Here is a 23410-nt window from a genome sequence, read left to right as displayed (position 1 = left end):
GGGAACGTAATTTGTTTGAAAGTGAAGTATATCAACGAATGATTCAAAATCGTGAACGCATGAGTAAATCACACAAAAAAATTGCTAATTATTTAATTGAGAATCACGAAACTGCACCATTTTTAACAGCCTCAAAACTAGCAAAAAATGTGAAAGTTGGAGAAGCAACTGTCATTCGTTTTGCTTTCTTTCTAAATTATAAAGGATATCCAGATTTACAACGTCACCTACAAGAAGCATTACAAAGGAAAATGACCTCAGCAGAAGTTTTAGCTCGAACAACAGATGAAAATGAGCAAACAGTAGACGTTGTTTCTGAAGTTCTGTCTGATGATATTCAAAATTTGAAAATGACGTTAAATCAAGTGGAACCTGAAATTTTTGAAGAGGCAGTAAAGCAAATTATTGAAGCAAAGCGGATTTATATTGTAGCATATCGAAGTGCTTCAAGTATCGGTTCTTTTTTGGAATTCTATCTAGATCTAGTTTTACAAAACACGGAAATGATCCGCCAAGCTGATGGTGTCTCTGAACATGTCTTAGATATATCAGAAGATGATTTAGTCATTGGATTAGGTTTTTCTCGTTATACAAAGAGAACGGTAGAAGTATTAAAACTTGTGAAGCAGCAGGGAGCACAAACATTAGTTATCACCGATCATTTAATGAGTCCTTTAGTTCCTTATGCTGATTTAAGAATCATTGCCTCTACAGAGATAAACTCATTTATTGATTCGTTTGCTGCGCCAATGAGTGTATCAAGTGCACTTATTACTGCATTAACTCGTTCACAGCACAAGAAAGTAGAAAAACGATTGAAACAACTAGAAACACTCTGGGAAAAATTTGATGTCTTTTATGACTGAGTAAGAAAAAGCTCCCCCTTTCAAATTAAAAGGGGGAGCTTTCAATATTATGCTGGTAATGGTTGTTTATCGTTATCTCTTTTTTTACGGAAGTATTGGAAAACTCCAATTGCTACAAAGATAACAAATCCAGTTAATTCTATTGGTAAATTTTCTGGGAAAATTAGCATTATCCCCGCAAAGAATAAAATAACTCTTTCAAACCAATATGGCTTGTAAATAAAGTAACCCATCATGGAAGCACTCACTGCAGCCATTCCTAATAATGCAGTAATAATGACAGGAATTAAGGTCGCAGCGGTGGCATCCTGTAATAATAGTACTGGATTATATACAAATACATATGGAATGATAAATGCTGCTATAGCAAGCTTAAACGCGTTTCCACCTGCTTTCATAGGGTTCGCCCTGGCAATCCCTGCTCCGGCATATGCCGCTAAACATACTGGAGGAGTGATATCTGCTACAATTCCGAAATAAAATACAAAAAAGTGAGCAGCGATTGGTGGAATATCAAAAGCTATTAATGCAGGAGCGGCCATAGACGCTGTAACTACATAGTTTGCGGTTGTAGGTAATCCCATTCCTAGTAAGATACATGCAATCATTGTAAAAAATAAAAGAAGGAATAAACTATCTCCAGCTAAGTTTAGTAGCCCTCCTGCGATTTTTCCACCTAGACCTGTAAACACAACAACCCCTACAATTATCCCCGCAGAAGCACAGGCGGCAATAACCGGGAGAGCAATCCTCGCCCCTTGTTCGAGAGCGTTAATGATATCCTTAATTCCCATCCTTGTGTCTTTCCGGAAAAAGCTAACAGCGAATGCGGTTGCAATACCGAATAATGCAGCGTTCGTAGGTGTTCTACCATCAACAAGCATGAAAATAATAACTGCAAGTGGTAATAGCAAATCAGCTCGTTTTGCTAACCCTTTTAGTGTCGGTAATTCTTCTTTTGGTAAACCGGTAATTCCATGACGCTTCGCTTCGAAGTGTGTACCCATAAAAACTCCAGTAAAATATAAGAGAGCGGGAATAATCCCGATTAAAATGATATCACGGTACGTTACACCAGAAACATATTCAGCCATAATGAAAGCTGCAGCCCCCATGATAGGTGGCATAATTTGTCCCCCAGTGGAAGCGGCTGCTTCAGCAGCAGCAGCAAATTCTGGTCTAAATTTAGCGCGCTTCATCATTGGAATGGTAAAGGATCCTGATGCTACTGTGTTAGCAACAGAACTACCAGTAATGGTTCCTTGCATAGCAGAGGCGGCAACTGCTGCTTTTGCAGTTCCACCAGTATATTTTCCTGTAGCTCCGAAGGCAAGATCATTAAAATATTGTCCTACCCCAGTTTTTGTTAACATAACTCCAAAAAATAAAAATAAGAAAATAAATGTAGATGAAATCTGAATTGGTGTTCCAAAGATTGCATCAGAGGAATAGAATAGTCGTCTAGCTAATTGCGGCCATTCAAATCCACCGTGACCAAAGTGAGGAATATTTGTACCATATAATCCATATAAAATTGCACTAATTGCAATTATAACAATAGGAATTCCAACTGCCCTACGTGTAGCCTCTAGTAATAGAATTATACCAACTGTTGCAACAGCTATATCAAAGTCTGTAAAGCCTATGATCCTTGCGCCACCTGTAATCCATTCATATCGAAATAAAATGTAGTAAACAGATCCCATTGATAAAAATGCAAATAGAACGTCATACCAAGGTACACCTTTTCGCTTGATTCCCGTCTTCATTGCAGGATACAAAAGGAATATAAGACCTAATGCAGTTCCTAAGTGAACAGCACCTTGTAATAAGTAAACGAGTGGACCATTATATGCACGGTATAAGTGAAAAAGTGTTAAAGAAATAGCTAAGAATGAAATAACCCAAGCCCATTTACCAGTATTTTTACGATAAGCAGATTCTTTATCATATTTTGCTAGCATTTCTTGCTGCTGTTCCTCTGTTAAAACTTCTTTTTCTTTCATGTGTTCACCACCCTAAATAGTTATTTATGTAATTGATAAATCGACGAAAAGGTACGATGATGTATCCTGCCTTTTCGTCGATAAACCGCTTTTTATTTTTGGTGAAAAGAAACATAACATACAAAATTCTGCTATTTTACTTTAAAAAAGGCCGGACACTATGGGAGGTCCGGCCTCTTCGAAAACTTTATTATTCTAGAATTCCAGCTTCTCTAAAGTATCTTTCAGCACCAGGGTGCATTGGTAACCCTTCAGAACCGAGTAGTGCGTTTTCTTTTGTTAAGTGTGCACCTTGGTCGTGAGTAATTTGCCCACTATTTTCAAATAAAGCTTTTGTAATAGCATATCCAAGATCTTCATCAATTAAATCAGTAGATCCAACAAGAATCGCGTAAGCTGTAAGTGCGATAACTGGACCGTCCATGAATTCATAAGAATCCGCAGGGATTTCATATGCTTCATAACCACTGTTTGAAGTGATATAATCCATACCTTCATCTGTGATTGAAATTAATTTAATGTCTCTTTGTTGAGCTAATTGCTCAATGCTTCCAGCTGGTAAACCTAATAGACCGAAGGAAGCATCTAACTGACCATCTTGAACTCGACCAGCTGCATCTCCAAAGCCTTCTTCATAAACTTCATAATCACCATCTTCTATGCCGTAAGCTTCTAAAATTAGTTTAGCAGCGGCTTGTGTTCCGCTTCCAGGAGGTCCAATGTTTACTCTTTTCCCTCTTAAGTCTGCAATTGTTTCAACATCAGCATCTGCTGGAGCAACAATTTGCATTACTTCTGGGTAAATATGGCCCATGAAACCAAAGTTATCAACAGTAATACCAAATTCTTCAAAAGCACCTTCACCTTTAAGTGCATCAACTGCAGGAAGGTGAACTGTCATCCCAAGCTCAAACTCACCATTGTAAATGTTTGAAAGGTTATCTACAGATGCACCGGAAGAAACGGCACTTAAGTCAAACCCATCATATCCTTCAATATTGTTGTTAATGACAGTAGCCATTTCAATACCTAGTGGATAGTATGTACCACCAGTTCCACCAGTACCAATTTGGAGATTACCAACATTAATGTCTGATGCTACATCATCGTTTCCATCATTCTCATTTCCATTGTTATTATCGTTTACCTCTTCTGTGTCGTTACCATCAGTATCAACATTGTTTTCGTTCTCATTGTCTCCACCACTACAAGCAGCTAAAAGTAAAATACCTGCAAGGAGTAATGCGAACATGGAATAGAACTTCTTATTCAATTTTCGTTCCCCCTTAATTCTTTATTTTATACCAACAAATGGATAAATTGTTGATATTCTATTTTATTTAATCAAAAATAAAACAGGTTGTCAAAAATAAAAAATATCAACATTTGTCTATTATTCATTCAAAAACATAGAAGGAATAAGTGTAACGATGAAATTTTGTGCACAAAAGAGTCGAAAAGGGGCGTACTGAATCGAAAAGAAGGAGAGATTTATGTCGGTAAAAATATCCTTATTGAAAAAAACACACCGAAAACCTATAGTGTGTTTTTAGCTACTTTATTTTAAAGGTTGTTTCTCACTAATAAACGACATTTGCTCCCATTTCCTTGATTTCCATCTCTTCAGCATAAGTAAGCCTCTTATCCATTCATCTAAAATCTGCGCGATCCAGATCCCAATTAATCCGAGACCGAAGACAATTCCAGCTGTATAAGATACTGTTACAGAAACACCCCACATGACGATAATTCCAATATAAACAGGGTATTTTACATCCCCAGCTGCACGTAAACAGTTTATAACAATGAGATTAAAGGCTCTCCCTGGTTCCATAAGTATGGATAGTATAATCAGAATCCCACCTAACTGGATGATGTCACTATTATCTGTAAAAATCATTAATAGGGGTTCTCTTAAGAAAGCAATAACGATTGTTAAGAAGGTTGAAACAGCAATCCCAATCCAAAGACTATTTAGACACCTCTGATATGCCTCTTTATATTTTCTATCTCCTATTAAATATCCTATTAATATTTGAGTTCCTTGACCAATTGCAATAGAAAATAAGAACGCAAACATTACTAAATTTATAGTATAAACTCTTGTTGTAAGTGCTACAGTTCCCATGGACGCAATAAAATACGTGATGACCATTTGAGAACCATTGTAAGAAAGGTGTTCTCCTGCAGAAGGTATACCAATTTTTAACAATTGTTTTAATTCTTCTTTCGGGAATTTCTCTAATAAGTAAGACCAAGGCAGTTTTCCACGGATTCTCTTATATAACAAGATAAAAAGTACTAATACGCCAATCCCACGGCTAGCTACTGTACTAATGGCAACGCCCGTTACACCTAACACAGGTACTCCGAATGCTCCAAAAATAAAAACGTAGTTCCCGAACACATTGAGAATGTTCATTCCAATGGTGACATACATGGCATCTTTCGTAAAACCGTAGCTTTTTGTTATTGCTCCAACTGTCATAAGTAACGATTGAAAAAATGCGAATCCTCCTACAACTTGCAAATAAACGAGTGATTGACTCATAAGTTCTTCTGGAAGATTCATAAGTAATAGCATTTGTTTTCCGAAGAGATATAGTGCGATACTTAAAAGTAGTCCAAACGCTAAGTTTGCAAAAATAGAGACTACAGATATTTGCTCTGCATCCTTGTGTCGTTTTGCTCCTAAGTTTTGAGCAATTAAGATCGTTGTTCCTGTAGCAACAAAACCAAACATAACGATAATGATACTCATAATTTGGTTTGCGACACCTACTGCTGCTACTGCATTGTCATCGTATTGACTTAACATCAGAGTATCTGCATTTCCCATTAACATATGAAGAAGTATTTCAATGAAAATAGGCCATGTTAATGCGAATAAGGTTATTTTGCCAACTTTCGTTGTATTTTCTGATTTCATGGTGTAACCTCACTTATAAAGAAATTGTATATTTTCTAAGAAGCTTCCTTACTATAATATAAGATTATAACGGAGTTTTGATTGGTTAAAATCGATGAGAATTGTACAAAAACGATGTAAAGGAGTTAGAGTAGTGAGAATAGTAACAAGTGTAATTCCTCCTCACCCTGTTTTTATCAAAGCGGGCAAAGCGAAGTTTCGAAAAGGAGCAAAACACTTTAAAAGAACGTTTCATATATTTGATCTCATCTATGTTACAAAAGGGTGTGTTCATATGAAAGAGGAAGAAATAACCTATGATGTGAAAGAAGGTGAGTATTTAATTCTTACTCCAGAAAAGAATCATTATGGTTATAAAGGCTGTATGGAGGAATCGGAATATTACTGGATTCATTTTTCCTTATCCAACGAGTATTCACTTATTGATAAAAATAAGTTTGACTGGTCTGATATATTATTAAAAGAAAGCACATTTATTGAACCAGCGGAGTTTAAGTTGCATGTTCCTACTTATGGATCCCTCCGAAATCAGAATAGAGGTATAGAAGCTTTTGCAAAAATAGTGGAAGAAAATGAATCAAATGACCCTGCGATGAAGATGAAACAAAATCTTTCTTTTTATGAATTAATTATCCAAATGCAGCAAGATGCAATTGAACTCCCATCAAGTGCTCAAGCTGTAACAGATAAAGTAATTCACTATATTCAAACAAATTATTGGAAAGAAAATTTTAGTGTTAAGGAGATGGCAAGAGATCTTTTATTTCATCCTGACTATGTTACTCGTTCTATCAAAAAGATGATCGGTGTAACTCCCATTCAATATGTGAATTATTATCGATTGTCGGTGGCCAAACATAAACTTGTCCAAGAGAAACATATTGATTTACAGACGCTTGCGAAGGAATGTGGCTTTAAAGATGCAAGCTATTTTTCTCGAGTTTTTAAAAAAAAAGAAGGAATTACCCCTGGCCAATATAGAAGAATGAGAAGAAGCAGTGAAGAATAAAAGTGCATGAGAAGGGATTCTATTAATTTTGAATGTTATAATAGATAGAATAGGTAATTAGAGGAGGATAAACATTGGCAAAAAGTAAATTGTTCCGCGTTCTTATGTATATCATTTTATTATTAATTATTATTTATTTAGGTACATTAGTTTCTTTTATCTTTCAACCACTAGTTGTGTTTGTACAGACAATTTTTATTCCATTGTTAATAGCAGGGGTACTTTTTTACTTATTACGTCCTATCGTTGCGTTACTACATAAAAATAAGGTACCAAAAGGAATTGCCATCATTATAATCTACATAGGTTTAATAGGGTTACTAACAGGTTTGTTCTTTTTAATTGGTCCCCCATTACAAAAACAGTTTATGAACCTTGTTGATAATATGCCTTTTTTATTAAATGAGCTTAGGAATTTAATAGTTGAAATACAAGAGATAGAGTGGGTTGCGCAATTCCAAGAATCAGAGAATTTCTCCCTAGAACAAATTGGTGAAACTATCGCTACAAATTTAAGTCAATATTTTGATTTCGTTTCAGCAAATATCGCCAATTTAGTAGGAGCTGTTACGAATGCAGTACTAATGCTTATTTTAATTCCGTTTATGCTATTCTATATCTTAAAGGATGGTCATAGAGCACCTGATCAAGTTCTTCGCTTTTTCCCTGAAAAACAGCAAATTGAGGGTAAGCGAATATTAGGTGATATGGATAATGCATTGAGCTCCTATATACAAGGACAAATTATTGTTAGCTTATGTGTTGGTGTGCTCATGTTTATTTCATTTCGAATCATTGGAATAGAGTATTCGTTAATCTTGGCTTTAGTGGCTATGTTTACAAACTTAATTCCATTTATAGGTCCTTGGATTGGTTCCGTTCCTGCAGTGATTGTAGCTTTAATAACAAATCCAATGTTAGCAATATGGGTTATTTTAGCAATTGTAATTGTACAACAAATAGAAAGTAATTTGATTTCACCGCAGGTTATGGGTAGAAAGTTGTCCATCCATCCGTTAACAATCATTATTTTGATTTTAGTTGCAGGTAGATTTTTAGGTTTTATTGGATTTTTGATCGCAGTTCCTACCTATGCGGTTACAAAGGTAATTGTTAGTCATACATATCGTCTAATAAAGCTGAGGAAAGAAACCAAAGGGTTAAATAACGAAGAAAAGGGCGAATTAGAATTGTAATTTTGCACTTCCTTATACATTTATACTATAGTTATAGTAATTACTATAGAATGAGGTGTCTATTGAATGGAAAGAGATGGAGTAAAACAAATTAATGTAGAACAATTAAAGCAACTCGTAAAATCACCAGAAAAGGATAAAGTAATCATTGATATACGAGAACCAGAAGAGTATGTCGCTGAGCACATACCAGGGATTCCACTTCTCCCTATGAATTCAATTCCTTCTATGTTAGATGGATTTGATAAAGAGAAAGAATACGTGTTTATTTGTCGAAGCGGAAATCGTTCTCAAAACGTTTCCTTATTTATGAAAGAAAATGGCTTTGACAATGTAACAAACTTCGACGGTGGGATGTTATCTTGGGATGGAGATGCTACTACTGGAGAAGAACATCAAATTCATAGTGTTGAGGAATTAAAGTCGTGGAGTAAAAAATAAGAAGAGGATGTTCCAAGGTGTAAAAGACCTTTGGAACACCCTCTTTTTTTTAGAAAGCTATGTTAAGCGTTGATGTTGATTTTTACTCCAGGTTGCTCGCTTTCCTCGGGGCGAACCGCAAGCCTCCTCCCAATTCGGCCTAAGTACGTGCCCACGTCCTGTGGGCAACGGCCTCATTTCGCCATCCTGGCTCCGCCTCCCTGTGGGTTTCGCCTAGTCCGGTTTTCCCCTAGGTATGTTCTATTCAATAAGATTTGCAATGATCTTCCGCAATCGGCTCGTTAGTTGAAGAGGAAATAATTACATTTAATCTTAAAGAACCAACTACTCCTGTGTAGTGGGTTCTTTTACTTGTATCTTTAAGGTTGCTTAATTTCTACCTAATTCAACTACATTTAGATAGGCAAATAGCAGCAACTTTAGGATACAAAATAATTATTAAATAATGTGCATTAGTCTGTTTTTTTTTTTGTATGAAATTTTGGGTTCCAATTAGAGACTACATGAAGGGAAACCTTATTATATCAATAAAAATTACTAGTCCAATTTATTTGGACTAGTAATTATGGTTCTATTTATATATTTTCTCCTCACGAACGGAACTACTTACTCTTATAGATGGTCAGTCTTTTTTGAATAAGATTTTTTGTTCGGTTGTTTACGGTGGTTTTCTCTTTCACGCTCATTTTTATGTTCATTTAATGCTTGATTATCTTTAGGTCTCTTATTATTGTCACCTGTACGGCTCATTCTTCTACCTCCTCGTTTATCAATTCCTTATTAGCATTTGCAAGGAGAAAATGATGTATTCGTTTATAAATGTAAATAGACGGGTACAAGTTCTATATCTCACTTATAAAGGAGAGTGTAATTATGAATAAATGGGTAACCTCAGCAGCGCTAATAGCGGCAACTGGTTCGTATTTATTGCAAAATGAAGGTCGAAGAAAAAAACTAGTTCAGTACATGTATCGTATGAAAGCAAAAATAAAAAATGAAACAAAAGAGGAATATGAAGAATATTTTGATGAAAAACTGGCTCATACTGATCCGTATGATATTGAGGATAATAGTATGGTTGGGGAAGGTGCTGTTCAATCAATTCAATATTATAATCAGAGAAGAGCCACAAAATAATAATGTGGACATTAATAGGTGCTCACTATAAAAGTAGGGTTTTTAGGTATTGTAATAAAACTATTTGTTAGGTTGTTTATGTTTTTTACAATCATCTCAAATGTTTTCTCAATGCCTCCCTCTCTTATAGTGTTTTTTTTATGTCTATAACCGAATGATAATAGGAAAGGATGAAACACTATAATAAAAAATGTTCTAGGTATATGAGTTCATTAAATATAATTGCATGGTTTGTTATTCGATTAGTGAATACTAAAGCCGAGGTGAAAAAATTATGTTAAAAAATATAAATATAATGGAAGAAGGGAAGAAGATTTTAATCGCTGCTGGTAGTGCAGTTCTATTGGCATTAAGCTTAAATTTCTTTCTTATACCAGCTAATGTTTTTGCTAGTGGTTTTACTGGAATTGCTCAAATATTATCGGAATTAATAGGGTTATCTCCTGGTATCCTTTTATTTCTTCTCAATGTACCAGTTGCAATTTTAGGATGGATGAAGGTAGGAAAAAGCTTTACACTTTACAGTTTTATTAATGTGGCATTTACAACATTGTTTTTGGAAATAATTCCTGTGACTACCATATCAAATGATATTATTTTAAACTCTGTTTTTGGGGGAGTAGTTGGTGGTATAGGTGCAGGACTAATTCTTAAGTTCGGTGCGTCTTCAGGTGGGGTAGACATCTTAGCTTTATTGTTTGCTCGAAAAAGTGATCGACCACTTGGTACATACTTCTTTATCATGAACGCATTTATTGTATTAACATCTGGTTTGATGTTTGGAATGGAAAAAGCACTATATACGCTACTTACTCTATATGTTTTATCTAGAATCATTGATATTCTTCATACACGTCATGTGAAACTAACAGCAATGATTGTTACTAGTAAAGCGGAGGAACTGAAACATGCATTTTATCAGCAGGTAACAAGAGGAGTAACTAGAATTCCTGCCAAAGGTGGATATTCGAAAGAAGATAAGGAAGTATTAATGATTGTAATAACTAGATATGAACTATATTTATTACAACGAATTATTGAAGAAGTAGATCCAAAAGCCTTTACAAATGTAGTTCAAACAACAGGGGTTTTTGGAATGTTTCGTAAAGAAGCTTAACGTTTTTAGAATGAAATTTTTGAATAGTAAGTTATTCTCTCATTTGATTGTTGATGATAGGGTGTGGAACGTAGGATAATAATGTAGGTTCAACACCATCTACCGGCACTATATCTGTAGATCAAGAAATAGGAACTTCTAGTATGGTGTATGACGAAGTATTATTCGAACTAACAGCTGAAATTGTTGGGAACAGTATTTTGGTTATCATGAACAATACAAATTCCTCAGATTATACGAAGGATCACCTATTATCATCTGGGTAACAATATGCTGTGAAACATATCCTTATAGAAAAGTAATAAGCACTTTTCACTGAAAGAACATTTTTCTTCTCATATGGCAAGCGGATTACGCTTTTCGTTCGTCCAGAACGTTTGCATTTTGGTGTTAAGAGGACGCGTTGCACTTCTTATGGAAGTGAGAAAAAAAGAGATTCAACTCCGACTAGAGGACGACCTAAAGGTAAAAACAAACCTTTTGGGTCGTCCTCGTTTCGCTTTTTTACCAAAAAAGACAACAATAAACTCAGGGAAAGGACGGGGCAAATGAAAAAAAGATACAGGCAACAGAAAAAAAATCCTTCTTTTTTTTTCACAAAATACATACGATATCTATAAGAATTATGAAAGGAGCGTGGTCATGAAGGAGAGCTGCTTCCAGGCTGAGTTTCAAGATGTATTTATTGAATTACCTCGACCAGCATTGAAGTCCTTTATTCATAAATTGCTCCAAGCACAGTTTCGGATTTCATGGCGACACGAGAAAGAAACAGTTGAATTAGTTATTAAATCAGATGAGGGTCAAGTGATTATCCCGATAAAACGTCCGGATGAGCATTTAACGGTAATTCAGTTAAATGAGTTAAGTATTTTTATGGAAGATCTTGCTATTTTATTAGAGGAATTAATCACAGAAACAAAAGGTAGGGCAATTGTTAAAACTGCAAGCGGAGGTTGGATTTACGTAAGCTGTTTTGACAATGGAAAAATTGTTTCTGTAATGAAAATAGGTGGAGGTGAAAAAGCGGAGATGGGAACGTACCGGACGTTGAAAAAAAGCCGTAGTCCCATTGATAGTGTAGACCCTAAGGTTAAGGAATACATGGTTAAAACAGAAATTGATTATTTACTCATGGAGCTTGTCGAGGCATTAAAAAAGAACGATCCATCCGAAATTGAGCACATAAAAAAAGAGTTACGTCTTCTTTCTAATGAGAGAGAAAAGTTGAAAACATCTATAACAAAAGTTGCTAAATCATAGCATCTATGTAGATTCCCGATGATAATCTCTTCTACTCGGCTGCAATTGCCGAGTTTTTTCTATTTGAAAATTGTCAGTAATCATTTATTTCTTTTTCATTAGTACCACCTTTTTTGAACAAACTAACAGTGGCGTGGTATGATAACACTAATGAAATTAAAGGAGGAATAATAATGGCTATTGAAGTAAGAGCAGAAGCAACTCCGAATCCTAATGCAATGAAATTTACTGCTAGTGACATTCTTTTTGAAGGTACAGGCAGTGCGTCTTTTAAAAAAGGGGACGAGCCTGATCACCCATTAGCAAAAAATTTATTAGCAATTGAAGGTGTAGATAATATTTTTGGATATCAAGATTTCGTAACGGTAAACAAAGAACCTGATGTAGAGTGGAATGATCTTTTACCTAAAATTGAAGAAGCATTTAATAAGCTATAGTACTTAATAAGAGGGTGTGTAATCCGGTCATGTCGACTCGGGTTATGCACCCTTCTTTATGTTTAGTCGGTTCTATTTTTTGAATAAATTGTTCACAACTATGTGAAATTACTGTGAACATAGGGGAAAAGTGAATAAAATCACGCCATATTACGAAAAAAAGAGATAAGATAGGGTTATGAAAGAAAGGGAAAGGAGATTAGACTGATGACGGAATTGATGGGTTGTTTTAGTGCAGAAATAAAAAAACCGGAACATTATTGTAATGCTATTCAACACCTTTTAGACGAGCATAGACCATTGGAAGAGCAATTGAAATCAATTTATTATACTGCTTCGCAAATTGCATACGATCCTACTCGGAAAGATCGTCATGATCTTCTTCATAAGCTATATAACGATATGATAATTTTTAGAACGAATGTGCAAAAGCATTCTTATATAGAAGAAGAGGTATTTAACTCGCTCAAAAAATATATTGGGTACTCTAGTGGCCCTATCGTTATTATGGAACAAGAGCACGAACGTGTGGATAGTAATATTCAACAATTTTTAGAAAAATGTCACACACTAAGTAACGATAACCGTGATGATATTCGAGATATTGTTCATCACATTTCTAACGTATTTCATATACTTACGGATCATTGGCTAAAGGAAGAAGAAATTTTATTTCCGCTTGGAGAGCAATTATTGAGTGCCCATGAAAAGGACGAATTAGAAAGATTCTACCTTGATAAAAAATCACGTGAAAGATTAGCATAGAGACTGTCTCATTAGATGAGGCAGTCTCTTCTTTTTTTGCTCCATTTTGTTTATATTAGTTGACAGCTAACTAGCTAAAGGGAGTACAATATAAAAATCATTGTTTTGTAGAATGGAGAGATGACATTGGAGAGTGTTTCCAATACATATAATTTGAATGGAACTAGTATATTAAAACTTGGTCTAATAGATGGGATACCAATTGCGGTTGGCTACATGCCAGTAGCACTTACATTTGGATTACTTGCTGGAGCTACAGGGTTAACAATCATGGAGTCTGTCCTCATGAGTATCATTGTTTTTGCTGGTGCATCCCAATATATGGCTTTAACAATGATTGCTTTAGGCTCTGGAGCAATTGAGATTATTTTGGCAACTTTTATTGTGAATTTCCGCCATCTTCTTATGAGTGCGGCAATACACGAAAAGGCTGAAAAATCATCTAAAAAGATGCGAGCTCTATATGCTTTTGGCTTAACCGATGAGGTTTTTGCAGTTGCTGCCACAAAAGAGTCGCCAGTGCGTTCCACCTATATTCTAGGGTTAGGTATTGCAGCTTACACAAGTTGGGTCATGTTTACAGCCGTAGGTTTTTATGCTGGAGCATTTTTACCTAATTTATTACAAGAAAGTATGGCGATAGCACTGTATGCTTTATTTATTGCCTTGTTAGTACCTTCTATAAAAAAAGAAGGAAAAAAGGTAATTATACTAGCTATCCTGGGTGGACTATTTCATAGCATTTTTCAATTCTGGATTTCGACGGGCTGGGCAATTATGTTGGGAACAATGGCAGCAGTTTTCGCAATGGAAGTAATCGATAATTTGATTAGCAAGGAAAGGGAGAGTACGGAACCGTGAACGTCGCGATAATTTGGATGATTATTGGAATGGGGATTGTAACCTACGTTCCTAGACTTTTACCATTAATTACACTGCAAACAGATAATTGGCCTAAGTGGTCAAAGCGAATGCTAGGAAGAGTTCCCTATGCAGTATTAGGAGCATTAATTTTTCCAGGAGTTTTAACTGCAAATGAAAACATTTGGTTTGCACTTTTTGGAGGAATGATAGCAGTAATGTTAGCTTTTTTTAGTTTACCGTTAATCTTTGTTGTAGGAGGGGCCATTGGTGCACTGGCGCTAATTACATATTTATTCTAAGTAACATAGAGGTTGAAAGACATCACACACCATATATAACAATGGGTCACTGAGAAGAACTTCTTTTTCACAGTGACCCGTTGTTATATATGTCTTCCATATCTTTTGGAGATAATGTCATAAAATCCTAATGAATTATATAATTTCTTTGTAGCAATATTATTTATCCCAGTTTCTAATTCAATTCCTTTAAAGCCTTCTTGTTCAGCCCAATATAATACTTTTAACAGGATTGTTTTCGCTATTCCTTTATTTCTCAGTTCTCTTTTCACATACAGATCATTAAGCCAAATATATTTACCGCCCTTATCTAAACTGATTCCAGAATTTAGAAAAGCGCAACCTACCACTTCATCCTTTTCTTCTGCTACGAAAAATTCCGATCCAGAATCAGGTTCCATTGCAAGGTGAATTGTATGTAGCAGTTCTTCTTCCGAGATATTTACACTAATAGAATCCATTTGTTGCATCATTAATTTTGTTATTTTTATTTGGATGTTAACACTCGTTGCTTTTTCAACCTTGTACACTTTCATGGTACCCCTCCAATCACTTATACAATACCATAGAAACTTTGGATTTCCTTTAAAAACATAAAGAAAGTGCAAATGTTTTTTATGGGAGGACAAAAAAGAAGTGCGGAGAAATCCGCACTTCATAAAAGGCTTAAAATTCTTCACTTGTATACTCTTCTGCCACTTCGTAAAGCGTTTCTTGTAATTCCATAAGTTGCTCTCTCTCCGCTAAGGAAGAATCAGCAAACGCCTGTGAAAGTGCCTGTTTTGCTCGTTTTACTTTTTCTGTAGCTTGTGACTGATCAAGTGGTGTATGTGGACTTGATATTGCTGTTGTTGCTTCTTCTACAGCAGAACGAGCTTGTTGAAAGTAACGGTTTGCCAAGGTTTATTCTCCTCTCTGTTCTTTTTCTGCTTCTGCCATTGTTCTAACGTGATTTTTACTCGCATTGTTCGGTTGGACAGCATCTTCACTTTGTTTTACAAATCGTTTACTTTTTGATCGCTTACTCATTTCGTAACCTCCTTTTTTTATAGGCGCTGTTAAACGGTGTTGTTGAATGTTAACATTGCCTATTTAAAACTAAGCTAATGTTCAACGTAACATTGAACAACATTCTTATGTTTCCTTATGAATGAAGAAAAAATAAAAAAACTATCTTCCAAAATCGAAGGACTTTGGAAAATAGTTTTTTTGATTTATAACAAGATACCGTGAACGACGAATATATTTCGCACTTGTGCTCTTGGGTGGAAAGGGAGTAGGCTGAAGCGAATGGAGTATAAACCAACAAAGTTATCATGACGATATAGTCTGATACTCGTATTATCAGGGTAACCTACAAATGAAAACGATCTTCTAGGAATACAGCAATTCCATCTTCTTCGTTCGTGACTGTTTTTTCGTTTGCAATTGCTTTTAACTCGTCGATGGCATTGCCCATAGCAACACCACAACCAACGTACTCTAACATTTCAAGATCGTTATCTTCGTCTCCAAAAGCAATAATACGATCTTTCGGAATTTGATAAAAGTCTGAAATTCGCTTTAATCCAACAGCTTTGCTTAAACCAGATTTCACAATTTCAATTACGTTGAACGGTGCGCCCCATGATCGTTGCTCAATTACTTCCGCGTGTGCAGAATGTAACATATCCTTTAATGCCTTATGGTTATTATCTTCTGGATAAATTAATAAAGAAGTAGGGTCCTCTTGTAATAATGTATGTAAGTTACCATAGTCAATTGGTGTTTGTCCTAACGTAAAAGTGTCTTCAAATCCTTTATCTCGATAACGCAAATAATACTCATCGATAATTTCCACCATAATGTTTTGTACTCGGAACGCTTCACAAGTTTCAATGATGGCTTTCGCTGTTTTTTGGTCAATGGGAGTGTGTTCCGATTCGAATATCGTTGGATTTGTTGGGTGATGAGTAAAAGCTCCATTAAAATTAACCATCGGTGAGTCTAAGAGTAGCTCCTGATAATAAACTTTACTTGCACGATATGGTCGTCCAGTGGCAATAACAACTTTATGACCTAATTCCCTTAATTTCGAAATAACAGTTTTATTTCTTATTGATATTTTTTTATCGTCCGTTAAAAGTGTTCCATCTAAGTCTAACGCAATGATATGTGGTTTCATTTATAATCCTCCTTACAATATAATTTCCATGGCTTGCTAATCCTACCAATGCAAATTTATAGGTTTTACAATGCAAACATGTTATAAATATACTATACTAGACAATGGTTCTGTTATTTTAACAAAAATCTGTACAAATTACTTTTCGAACGACTCTAAGATGTTAAATAAAGTAACTTATATAGTATAAAGACAGTACTTCCAATGAAAAATAATGAAAAGATATTATACGAGGGAGGTGAGAACGATGGAGCAGTTTTTTACCACGTTCTCTGCAAGAACCATTTGGACGCCAGAATTAATTGTTGTTCTTTTACTTATTAGTGCGATGTATTTTGCAATTATTGGTCGTTATAGGCATAAATTTGAAAACAGTGAACCTGTTTCAACCCGAAGGAAAGTATATTTCCACTTAGGTTTACTTGCTATTTATTTTGGCTTTGGCGGGCCATTATATGTATTAGGACATATGATGCTTAGTATGCACATGCTTTCCATGGCAATCGTTTATTTAATAGCCCCACCATTATTATTATTAGGAATTCCGTCTTGGTTTTTCCAAGCATTTGCGAAAATCAAAGCGATTCGAAGTGTATTCTTGATTATTGGATTTCCAATTCTTGGATTAGTTTTGTTTAATGCAATGATTTCCTTTTACCACTTGCCATATATGTTCGATATGCTATTCATGAATGAAGGCTGGCACAATATTTATCAATTAGGAATGCTTGGTGCAGCAATGCTTATGTGGTGGCATCTCATTCCAAGATTAACTACGAGATATGATATGTCTGAGTTGAAAAAAATCGGTTATATGTTTGCGAGTGGTGCGTTATTTACTCCCGCTTGTGTATTAATTATTTTTGCAGGAGCTCCCTTATATGCAACTTATACAGATCCAGCAGTGTGGGCGATTGCGATGAGCTATTGTTTACCTGCAGGTGCCGACATTCCGTATGAATTATTTAGTGGAGAACAGCAATTAGCATTACTAACTCCTCTTCATGATCAACAGCTTGGCGGAGCATCTATGAAGGTGATTCAAGAGTTGGTATACGGAGTAGCGATTGGTTATGTATTTAGAACTTGGATGAAGAGAGACAAAGAAACGAATGACAAGGTGAAAATTAAAGAGTACGAAATGGTACATTAAGAGGGCGCATTGTGCTTTTCATAGAAGATAAGACAGTATAACTTTTTTGAACTTAGAAAATTGTCTAGCTCCAGGCGCCATCACCTCGTGTCAAATAACCTGCCCGATTAAAAGCAAAAAGCGCTTTTTATCGTCCAGAACATTTGCATTTCGGTGATGAGACGGCGCCTTGCGCTTTTCTTGTAGAGAGGTTGAGGAGATTGAGAAAAATATTTTTACTGGGGATAGCATTATTCTTCTTGCAAGGTTGTAGTTTTTTATATCAAGATCCATCACCACCTCAATCACAGGCTATTGTGGATATTACACAGACAGATACAGAAATGCATATTGCTTCCGTATCAGGACTGAATCAGTTCGGTGATGAGTGGTCAACTGATGATATGTTAGGGGAATATTGGATTGCGAAAACAATTTTCACTCGTTGTCCTACTGTTTGTTTAACAATGACACCGAATATGGTCGAACTACAACAAGCAATGGCGGATGAAGGGTTGGAGGTAAATATCGTCTCCTTCACTGTTGATCCAGATTTTGATGATGCAGAGAGACTTCAACATTACGGAGAAGGCTATGGTGCTGATTTTGATAACTGGGATTTTGTTACTGGTTATGAGTTTGAGCAAGTTCAGGATTTTGTGTTGGAATCGTTTCGGTTACCTATCATGAGAGATGAAGAAAATAATGATATTTCTCATCCAACTAGGTTTTACGTAGTAAATCCTGAAGGAGAAATTATTCGTCTATATCGTGGTGAAACTGGTTTTGATTTAGATAGTTATATTAAGGATTTGAACTATTTGATAAATAACTAACATATTTTCTACTGCACTAGTACTAGGAACTGGTGCAGTTTTTCTTTATAATCAAAAGAGAACGTTAGTTGAGGATGGTGTTATTATGTATGAACAAAGATCTCCCATTTTAGTAAGCGAAGCTGTGAAACGAGTAATGAAATTTGCTACAGCAGGTTCACATGAATACATACATATTGAAGAAGCAGAAGGAAGATACTTGGCGGAAGATATTGTGGCCGATCATAACATACCTGCGTTTGATCGGTCTCCGTTAGATGGGTTTGCTGTCCAAAGCGCCGATACCACATTCGCAAGTGCGTCCAACCCTGTTTTTCTAGAAGTGGTGGAAACGATTGGTGCTGGTAGCTTGGCAACGAAGGAGATTGGGCCTGGGCAGGTGTATCGGGTGATGACGGGTACAATGATGCCGAAGGGCTGCGATGCAATTGCTATGTTTGAATTAACGAATGAGTTGGAGAGAGACGGGAAGCAGTTTATTGAGATTAAGCGGTCGTTTCAGCCGGGGGATTTTGTTTCTTTTGAAGGGGAAGAAACAAAAAAGGGCGATGTGATGTTGAAGGCAGGGACGAAAATTCATGCTGGTGTTATCGCGGTTCTTGCTACATTTGGTTATAAAGAGGTTCCGGTTGTTAGAAAGCCTGTTATTGGTTTGTATGCTACTGGTACAGAACTTTTGGAGTTAGATGATCCGTTGGTGCCGGGGAAAATTCGAAATAGTAATGCGTACATGATTGCGGCACAAATTCGTCAAGCTGGTGCAGAGCCTATTTATTTTGGTCAGCTAGTGGATGATTTTGATCAGTGTTATGATGCAGTCGCGAGCGCTTTGAAAAAAGTGGATGTTCTTATTACTACTGGTGGTGTTTCGGTAGGTGACTTCGATTATTTACCTGAGATTTATGAAAAGTTGGGTGCGGAGGTTTTATTTAATAAAATAGCGATGCGTCCAGGAAGTGTGACTACGGTTGCTCAAATGGATGGAAAGCTTCTATTCGGCTTATCTGGGAATCCTTCTGCTTGCTATGTTGGATTTGAATTGTATACTCGACCTTGGATAAAAACGTATTTACATTCAGACAAGCCGTACTTACAAACGGTAAAAGGTGTTCTGACTGCCGATTTCCCGAAACCGAATCCTTTTACTCGATTCATTCGTAGTAAAGTGGACTTTGAGGACGGAAATATTACGGCTGCTCCTGTTGGTTTAGATAAATCTCAAGTAGTATCGTCGTTAGCTCATTCGGATGCTCTTGTAGCACTTCCTGGTGGTTCTCGAGGATATAAAGCAGGTGATTCTGTTGATATCTTATTATTACAACGAGAAGGTTCTTCAGCGCCGTTTCAGGAGCCAGTAAAACGTAAGGTGGATATGGAATGAGCTTTGCTGTCTTTCAAATCGTAGGTTTTTCTAATAGTGGGAAAACTACGCTTGTGACGAAATGGTTGAAGAGACTTTCTGAAGAAGGATATTCTGCTGTCACAATAAAACATCATGGTCATGGCGAGGAGCTAAAGGTTGTGGATGTGGGGAAGGATTCAGAAAAGCATCGACATGCTGGGGCAGTAGGTTCTTTAGTTGTAAGTAATCGGGAACTTCAATTACAACTGAAATATGAGAAATCTCCATCTTTAGAGAATTTGGTAAAACTTTATGATTCCTTTGAAATTGATGTGCTTGTTGTGGAAGGCTATAAACGGGAAGGTTATGAGAAACTATTGATTCTAAGAGAAAAAGAGGATCTGACCTTACTTGATGAGTGCACAAATATACAGGCAGTTGTCTGCTGGAATACGGAAGAGTATGAAATCCTTCGTGATTCGCTTTGTGTTCCTGTTTTTCACATAACCGAAGAAACAAGATATATTTCGTGGTTAATGGAACGATGTATGAGGTAGGAGTGATTTATTTTGTCTGGAAGAAAAATGTTTGAGATTACGAACAACGTGATTTCTATACAAGAGGTAATTGATAAAGTAGTGGACCGCAATGCGGGGGCTATCAATACGTTTATTGGAACGGTTCGAGAAATGACAAAAGGAAAAAAAACGATGTACTTAAAGTACGATGCTTATGTTCCTATGGCTGAAAAAAAACTAGCTCAAATTGGAGAAGAGATTGAGAGAGATTATCCTGATGCAATCGTTGCTATCACACATCGGATAGGGGAGCTTGGAATTACGGATGTGGCGGTAGTTATCGCTGTATCTACCCCACATCGTGCTGATTCCTATGCTGCAAGTCGGTATGCAATTGAGCGGATTAAAGAAATTGTACCTATTTGGAAAAAAGAGCATTGGGAAGATGGAGAAGAGTGGATTGGAGATCAGTTAGAAAAGAAAGCCTATCCAACAGGTAAGCCAGAAGCGGAGGACTTATCATGATAAAAGTGTTATTGTTTGCTGATTTAGAAGAAAAAGCAGGGAAACGTGAGATTGAGCTAAGCGTCGATTCGATGACAATTGATGAGGTTCGTACTATATTGCTTGAAATGTACCCAGCAATGACTAGAATTCAGAATGCCATGCCTGCTGTTAACGAAGAATATGCCGAAGATAAAGATATTGTTAAGTCTGGGGATACGGTAGCTTTTATTCCACCTGTTAGTGGAGGGTGAAAATCTTTTGGTGTCCTATAGGAGAAGTTATTTCCCCTATAGGACATTTTTGAGGTGAAAGCAACTACTTACTTTCTCTAGGCAAACATATCTCTAACTTTGTCACTCATTTTATCAGGTGTCCACGCTGGTTCCCAAACTACATTTACCTCACAATGAGATACATTAGGATGATATCTTACAGCAGATCTAACTCCATTTACCATGGTGTCATGAAGCGGGCATCCAGGAGTTGTCAATGTCATAGTTATTGTTACTACAGAATCATCGATGCTAACGTCATAAATTAATCCAAGGTTCACTACGTCTACTCCTAGCTCTGGATCTATCACACTTTCTAATTGTTTTAACACTTCTTCTTTTATTATTTTGCTCATTTTTGAAATCCTCCTATACAGTAAATGCTTTTATGATGCTAACTAAATAAAATATAATGCTAAAAGAAAACAGTATGGATGTTGCAAAGCTGACATTTGGAGTTCCGATGAAAAAACCTCCGATAAAAAGTAGTAATGAGAAAAATATCAACCAAAGTTTTCTCTGGATAACAGCTTCATCTATCATTGTTGCAAGTGATGGAGTTTCCTCTCTTCCCACCTGATTGCCATACCGGAACGTCCACCATAAAAAAGGAATGATCTTCGACAAATATGCTAGTATGGACAAACTAACAAACCCAAACATGTAAAAGAACAATAAGGAACTAAGTAACTGTGAAAAAACGAATGGTGCATTTATCAGAGATATTAGGAAAGCAACGGAACATACACTTGCTGTAAAATATACGAGAAAAACAAAGAAAGCAATTCCTTTCCCAGGATTCTTTTTAAATCTTTTTTTCTTAATCTCTTGTATCTGAAGAACAAAAAGCCATAATGCTCCGCAAACAAATCCAATACTTAAGGGAAACAAAATACTATATTTAACGGAGAAGCCCAAAATACTAATCCAAATTGCTAGATGTAAAAATAGAAGTATCCATTTTTGATATTTTTCCGAATATCCATGGGACAAGTAGAACATGGGGAGCATCTTAAAGCTGTAACCAATAATTAAAAAAAGAAACCAGCCTAGTAACCCGAACCATAAGTGCAAAATCAGTAATGTGCTATGAAGTTCTCCCATAAAAGAAAAGCGAAAGTTGAGTACCATAAGTAACCCTGAAACAACAGTTAACCCAAGATAACTAAGAGAACTAAATGTTGCAGAGATAACGGAGTTTTTGATTTTACAAGAATGGATAGTAGCTAAAACGTTAAAGAGAAAAAGGGATACACCAATAACAGTACATAATCCAAATGTAATCATCCCTGGTAAATAAAAGTTGCCTAACGAAATATATAAGCCAATAACTCCAATACTATAAAATCCAAAGTGCAAGAATCCTAATTTTTGACTATATATTGCTTGTTGAGTTACAACTGCAATTAATTGGTAGATTGCACCCATTGCTAACATGGATGCCCAGCCCAAAATGAAAAGATGTGCGAGAGATAGCCCTGGCCCTTGTCTTACTTTTGCAGGTAAAAAAGCATCAGGAGAAATCACTAAAGATACAGAAAAGATAACTAGGGCAAAAAAACTTGTTATGATAAAGGAGAAAGGCAGTATAAATTGGTCAGAGCTTTTGGGTGCTAACGATTGCTGTATGTTGTTTTGCATATGCTTATCCCCTTACAGTTTTTTTAAATGTACTTTTGCAGATCCATCTTCCAAGTTGTCTACTGTATAGTCGATTCCTTGTTCTTTTAGTTCTTCTAATAGAAAAACAGGAACACGATCATTATGAATGGTGAGAATTTCGTTTTGCTTTAATAACTCCAGACGTTTCATTGTTCGCACCATCGGTTGTGGTGGTTGTAAGCCTCGGTTATCGAGGAAAAAAGCAACCTGTTCTTCTTCATTTAATAACGGTTCTTCTTCATTTAATAACGGTTCTTCTTCTGTAGCGGGTAACTTGTTTTCTTTTTCCTTCTTACTAAATAAGCCAAAGAACCCAGACGATGTTTTTGTAAATCTTGTGACATAGTGCTCATGGCCAATTTTTTCTACATGATGTTTGTATCCCCTTGCTTTCATGATGGTGAATAGCGGTGTTGGTTTTATTGTAGAATGAAGGATAAATACCTCATCTTTTTTTAGTGATTTAACTGTTTGGATAATCTTTTTAAACGGATCCTTTTTCTCTCTCAAATCGTTCCGAACATCCAAGATGATCTCGTTACTCATTTAATAACCTCCTTTATGTTTCTAATATAAGTGTAGTGATATCTGTGGGAATAGGAGGTGATGAATATCACCGAAATCATGTATTTTGGTTGAAAATTTCAA

At 36.0% G+C, this 23410-nt stretch carries 28 protein-coding genes; 17 read left to right on the top strand and 11 right to left on the bottom strand.

Translation table 11 applies throughout. The annotated features are described in order from the left end of the window. The first annotated feature begins 11 nt into the window (after window positions 1–11). The gene (locus tag ACERII_RS01030) at window positions 12–866 is read left to right on the top strand and encodes a MurR/RpiR family transcriptional regulator (protein ID WP_373639545.1); all 855 of its coding nucleotides are present in this window, start codon (window positions 12–14) and stop codon (window positions 864–866) included. A gap of 47 nt (window positions 867–913) precedes the next feature. On the opposite strand, the gene ACERII_RS01025 is transcribed toward ACERII_RS01030, so the two are convergent. The 3 genes from ACERII_RS01025 to ACERII_RS01015 form a co-directional block, all read right to left on the bottom strand. Beyond that, window positions 914–2872, bottom strand: a complete 1959-nt coding sequence (locus ACERII_RS01025) for a TRAP transporter permease (RefSeq protein ID WP_373639544.1) — start codon at window positions 2870–2872, stop codon at window positions 914–916. Window positions 2873–3062: 190 nt separating this feature from the next. After that, window positions 3063–4145, bottom strand: coding sequence for a TAXI family TRAP transporter solute-binding subunit (locus tag ACERII_RS01020; protein ID WP_373639543.1), 1083 nt, complete (start codon window positions 4143–4145; stop codon window positions 3063–3065). A 285-nt stretch (window positions 4146–4430) separates the two neighbouring features. Then, window positions 4431–5801: an MATE family efflux transporter gene (locus tag ACERII_RS01015; RefSeq protein WP_373639542.1), complete on the bottom strand. Its 1371-nt coding sequence runs from the start codon at window positions 5799–5801 to the stop codon at window positions 4431–4433. A 133-nt stretch (window positions 5802–5934) separates the two neighbouring features. Between ACERII_RS01015 and ACERII_RS01010 the strand changes: the two genes are divergently transcribed. From ACERII_RS01010 to ACERII_RS01000, 3 genes are all read left to right on the top strand, one after another. Continuing rightward, the gene (locus ACERII_RS01010; protein ID WP_373639541.1) at window positions 5935–6810 is read left to right on the top strand and encodes an AraC family transcriptional regulator; all 876 of its coding nucleotides are present in this window, start codon (window positions 5935–5937) and stop codon (window positions 6808–6810) included. A 74-nt stretch (window positions 6811–6884) separates the two neighbouring features. Continuing rightward, complete coding sequence (locus ACERII_RS01005) at window positions 6885–8006, top strand: AI-2E family transporter (protein ID WP_373639540.1); 1122 nt, start codon at window positions 6885–6887, stop codon at window positions 8004–8006. 66 nt (window positions 8007–8072) lie between these two features. Continuing rightward, window positions 8073–8447 (top strand): rhodanese-like domain-containing protein, encoded by a 375-nt coding sequence (locus ACERII_RS01000; RefSeq protein WP_373639539.1) that lies wholly within the window; start codon window positions 8073–8075, stop codon window positions 8445–8447. Between the two features lie 612 nt (window positions 8448–9059). Here the strand turns inward: ACERII_RS01000 and ACERII_RS00995 are convergent. Then, entirely contained in the window at window positions 9060–9197 is a 138-nt protein-coding gene (locus tag ACERII_RS00995; protein ID WP_373639538.1) for a hypothetical protein, read from the bottom strand. A gap of 123 nt (window positions 9198–9320) precedes the next feature. Here ACERII_RS00995 and ACERII_RS00990 point away from each other — a divergent pair, with 123 nt between their 5' ends. From ACERII_RS00990 to ACERII_RS00960, 7 genes are all read left to right on the top strand, one after another. Next, complete coding sequence (locus ACERII_RS00990; RefSeq protein ID WP_373639536.1) at window positions 9321–9584, top strand: hypothetical protein; 264 nt, start codon at window positions 9321–9323, stop codon at window positions 9582–9584. Window positions 9585–9858: 274 nt separating this feature from the next. Further along, complete coding sequence (locus tag ACERII_RS00985; RefSeq protein ID WP_373639535.1) at window positions 9859–10701, top strand: YitT family protein; 843 nt, start codon at window positions 9859–9861, stop codon at window positions 10699–10701. A 642-nt stretch (window positions 10702–11343) separates the two neighbouring features. Further along, window positions 11344–11964: a hypothetical protein gene (locus tag ACERII_RS00980; protein WP_373639534.1), complete on the top strand. Its 621-nt coding sequence runs from the start codon at window positions 11344–11346 to the stop codon at window positions 11962–11964. 173 nt (window positions 11965–12137) lie between these two features. Next, window positions 12138–12401 carry a NifU N-terminal domain-containing protein gene (locus ACERII_RS00975; RefSeq protein WP_373639533.1) on the top strand — a complete coding sequence of 88 codons (264 nt, stop codon included), beginning with the start codon at window positions 12138–12140 and terminating at the stop codon, window positions 12399–12401. Between the two features lie 207 nt (window positions 12402–12608). Continuing rightward, window positions 12609–13166 carry a hemerythrin domain-containing protein gene (locus tag ACERII_RS00970; RefSeq protein WP_373639532.1) on the top strand — a complete coding sequence of 186 codons (558 nt, stop codon included), beginning with the start codon at window positions 12609–12611 and terminating at the stop codon, window positions 13164–13166. 126 nt (window positions 13167–13292) lie between these two features. Continuing rightward, the gene (locus ACERII_RS00965) at window positions 13293–14027 is read left to right on the top strand and encodes an AzlC family ABC transporter permease (protein ID WP_373639531.1); all 735 of its coding nucleotides are present in this window, start codon (window positions 13293–13295) and stop codon (window positions 14025–14027) included. Beyond that, complete coding sequence (locus tag ACERII_RS00960; protein ID WP_373639530.1) at window positions 14024–14329, top strand: AzlD domain-containing protein; 306 nt, start codon at window positions 14024–14026, stop codon at window positions 14327–14329. Before ACERII_RS00965 ends, ACERII_RS00960 begins: the two co-directional genes overlap by 4 nt. An 83-nt stretch (window positions 14330–14412) precedes the next feature. Here ACERII_RS00960 and ACERII_RS00955 read toward each other — a convergent pair whose 3' ends face one another. The 4 genes from ACERII_RS00955 to ACERII_RS00940 all read right to left on the bottom strand — a co-directional run bounded on the left by ACERII_RS00955 (window position 14413) and on the right by ACERII_RS00940 (window position 16493). Continuing rightward, a complete protein-coding gene (locus tag ACERII_RS00955; protein WP_373639529.1) occupies window positions 14413–14865 on the bottom strand; it encodes a GNAT family N-acetyltransferase in 453 nt (150 codons plus the stop codon). 130 nt (window positions 14866–14995) lie between these two features. After that, a complete protein-coding gene (locus ACERII_RS00950; RefSeq protein WP_373639527.1) occupies window positions 14996–15229 on the bottom strand; it encodes a DUF3813 domain-containing protein in 234 nt (77 codons plus the stop codon). A 3-nt stretch (window positions 15230–15232) separates the two neighbouring features. Next, entirely contained in the window at window positions 15233–15358 is a 126-nt protein-coding gene (locus ACERII_RS00945) for a competence protein (protein WP_373639526.1), read from the bottom strand. Window positions 15359–15683: 325 nt separating this feature from the next. Continuing rightward, window positions 15684–16493, bottom strand: coding sequence for a Cof-type HAD-IIB family hydrolase (locus ACERII_RS00940; protein WP_373639525.1), 810 nt, complete (start codon window positions 16491–16493; stop codon window positions 15684–15686). Between the two features lie 247 nt (window positions 16494–16740). On the opposite strand from ACERII_RS00940, the gene ctaG reads away from it, so the two are divergent. From ctaG to moaD, 6 genes are all read left to right on the top strand, one after another. Beyond that, entirely contained in the window at window positions 16741–17646 is a 906-nt protein-coding gene (ctaG, locus tag ACERII_RS00935) for a cytochrome c oxidase assembly factor CtaG (RefSeq protein ID WP_373639524.1), read from the top strand. A gap of 200 nt (window positions 17647–17846) precedes the next feature. Beyond that, window positions 17847–18461 (top strand): SCO family protein, encoded by a 615-nt coding sequence (locus tag ACERII_RS00930; protein ID WP_373639523.1) that lies wholly within the window; start codon window positions 17847–17849, stop codon window positions 18459–18461. 85 nt (window positions 18462–18546) lie between these two features. Beyond that, entirely contained in the window at window positions 18547–19842 is a 1296-nt protein-coding gene (locus ACERII_RS00925; RefSeq protein WP_373639522.1) for a molybdopterin molybdotransferase MoeA, read from the top strand. Beyond that, the gene (gene mobB, locus ACERII_RS00920) at window positions 19839–20360 is read left to right on the top strand and encodes a molybdopterin-guanine dinucleotide biosynthesis protein B (RefSeq protein ID WP_373639521.1); all 522 of its coding nucleotides are present in this window, start codon (window positions 19839–19841) and stop codon (window positions 20358–20360) included. Before ACERII_RS00925 ends, mobB begins: the two co-directional genes overlap by 4 nt. A gap of 27 nt (window positions 20361–20387) precedes the next feature. After that, window positions 20388–20846 (top strand): molybdenum cofactor biosynthesis protein MoaE, encoded by a 459-nt coding sequence (locus ACERII_RS00915; RefSeq protein ID WP_373639662.1) that lies wholly within the window; start codon window positions 20388–20390, stop codon window positions 20844–20846. After that, window positions 20843–21079 carry a molybdopterin converting factor subunit 1 gene (gene moaD / locus ACERII_RS00910; RefSeq protein ID WP_373639520.1) on the top strand — a complete coding sequence of 79 codons (237 nt, stop codon included), beginning with the start codon at window positions 20843–20845 and terminating at the stop codon, window positions 21077–21079. The genes ACERII_RS00915 and moaD overlap by 4 nt, the downstream gene beginning before the upstream one ends. 77 nt (window positions 21080–21156) lie before the next feature. Here the strand turns inward: moaD and ACERII_RS00905 are convergent, their stop codons facing one another. Genes ACERII_RS00905 through ACERII_RS00895 form a run of 3 tightly spaced genes read right to left on the bottom strand, consistent with a single transcriptional unit; the run spans window position 21157 to window position 23308 of the window. Then, window positions 21157–21456, bottom strand: a complete 300-nt coding sequence (locus ACERII_RS00905) for a metal-sulfur cluster assembly factor (protein ID WP_373639519.1) — start codon at window positions 21454–21456, stop codon at window positions 21157–21159. 13 nt (window positions 21457–21469) lie between these two features. Beyond that, the gene (locus tag ACERII_RS00900; protein ID WP_373639518.1) at window positions 21470–22741 is read right to left on the bottom strand and encodes a hypothetical protein; all 1272 of its coding nucleotides are present in this window, start codon (window positions 22739–22741) and stop codon (window positions 21470–21472) included. A 12-nt stretch (window positions 22742–22753) separates the two neighbouring features. Further along, window positions 22754–23308 (bottom strand): DUF2249 domain-containing protein, encoded by a 555-nt coding sequence (locus ACERII_RS00895; RefSeq protein WP_373639517.1) that lies wholly within the window; start codon window positions 23306–23308, stop codon window positions 22754–22756. Window positions 23309–23410: the final 102 nt, after the last annotated feature.

The organism is Evansella sp. AB-rgal1 (assembly GCF_041820985.1).
Lineage (GTDB): Bacteria > Bacillota > Bacilli > Bacillales > Salisediminibacteriaceae > Evansella.
Note: the sequence above shows the minus strand (reverse complement) of the source record. Positions and strands in the feature narration are given on the sequence as shown.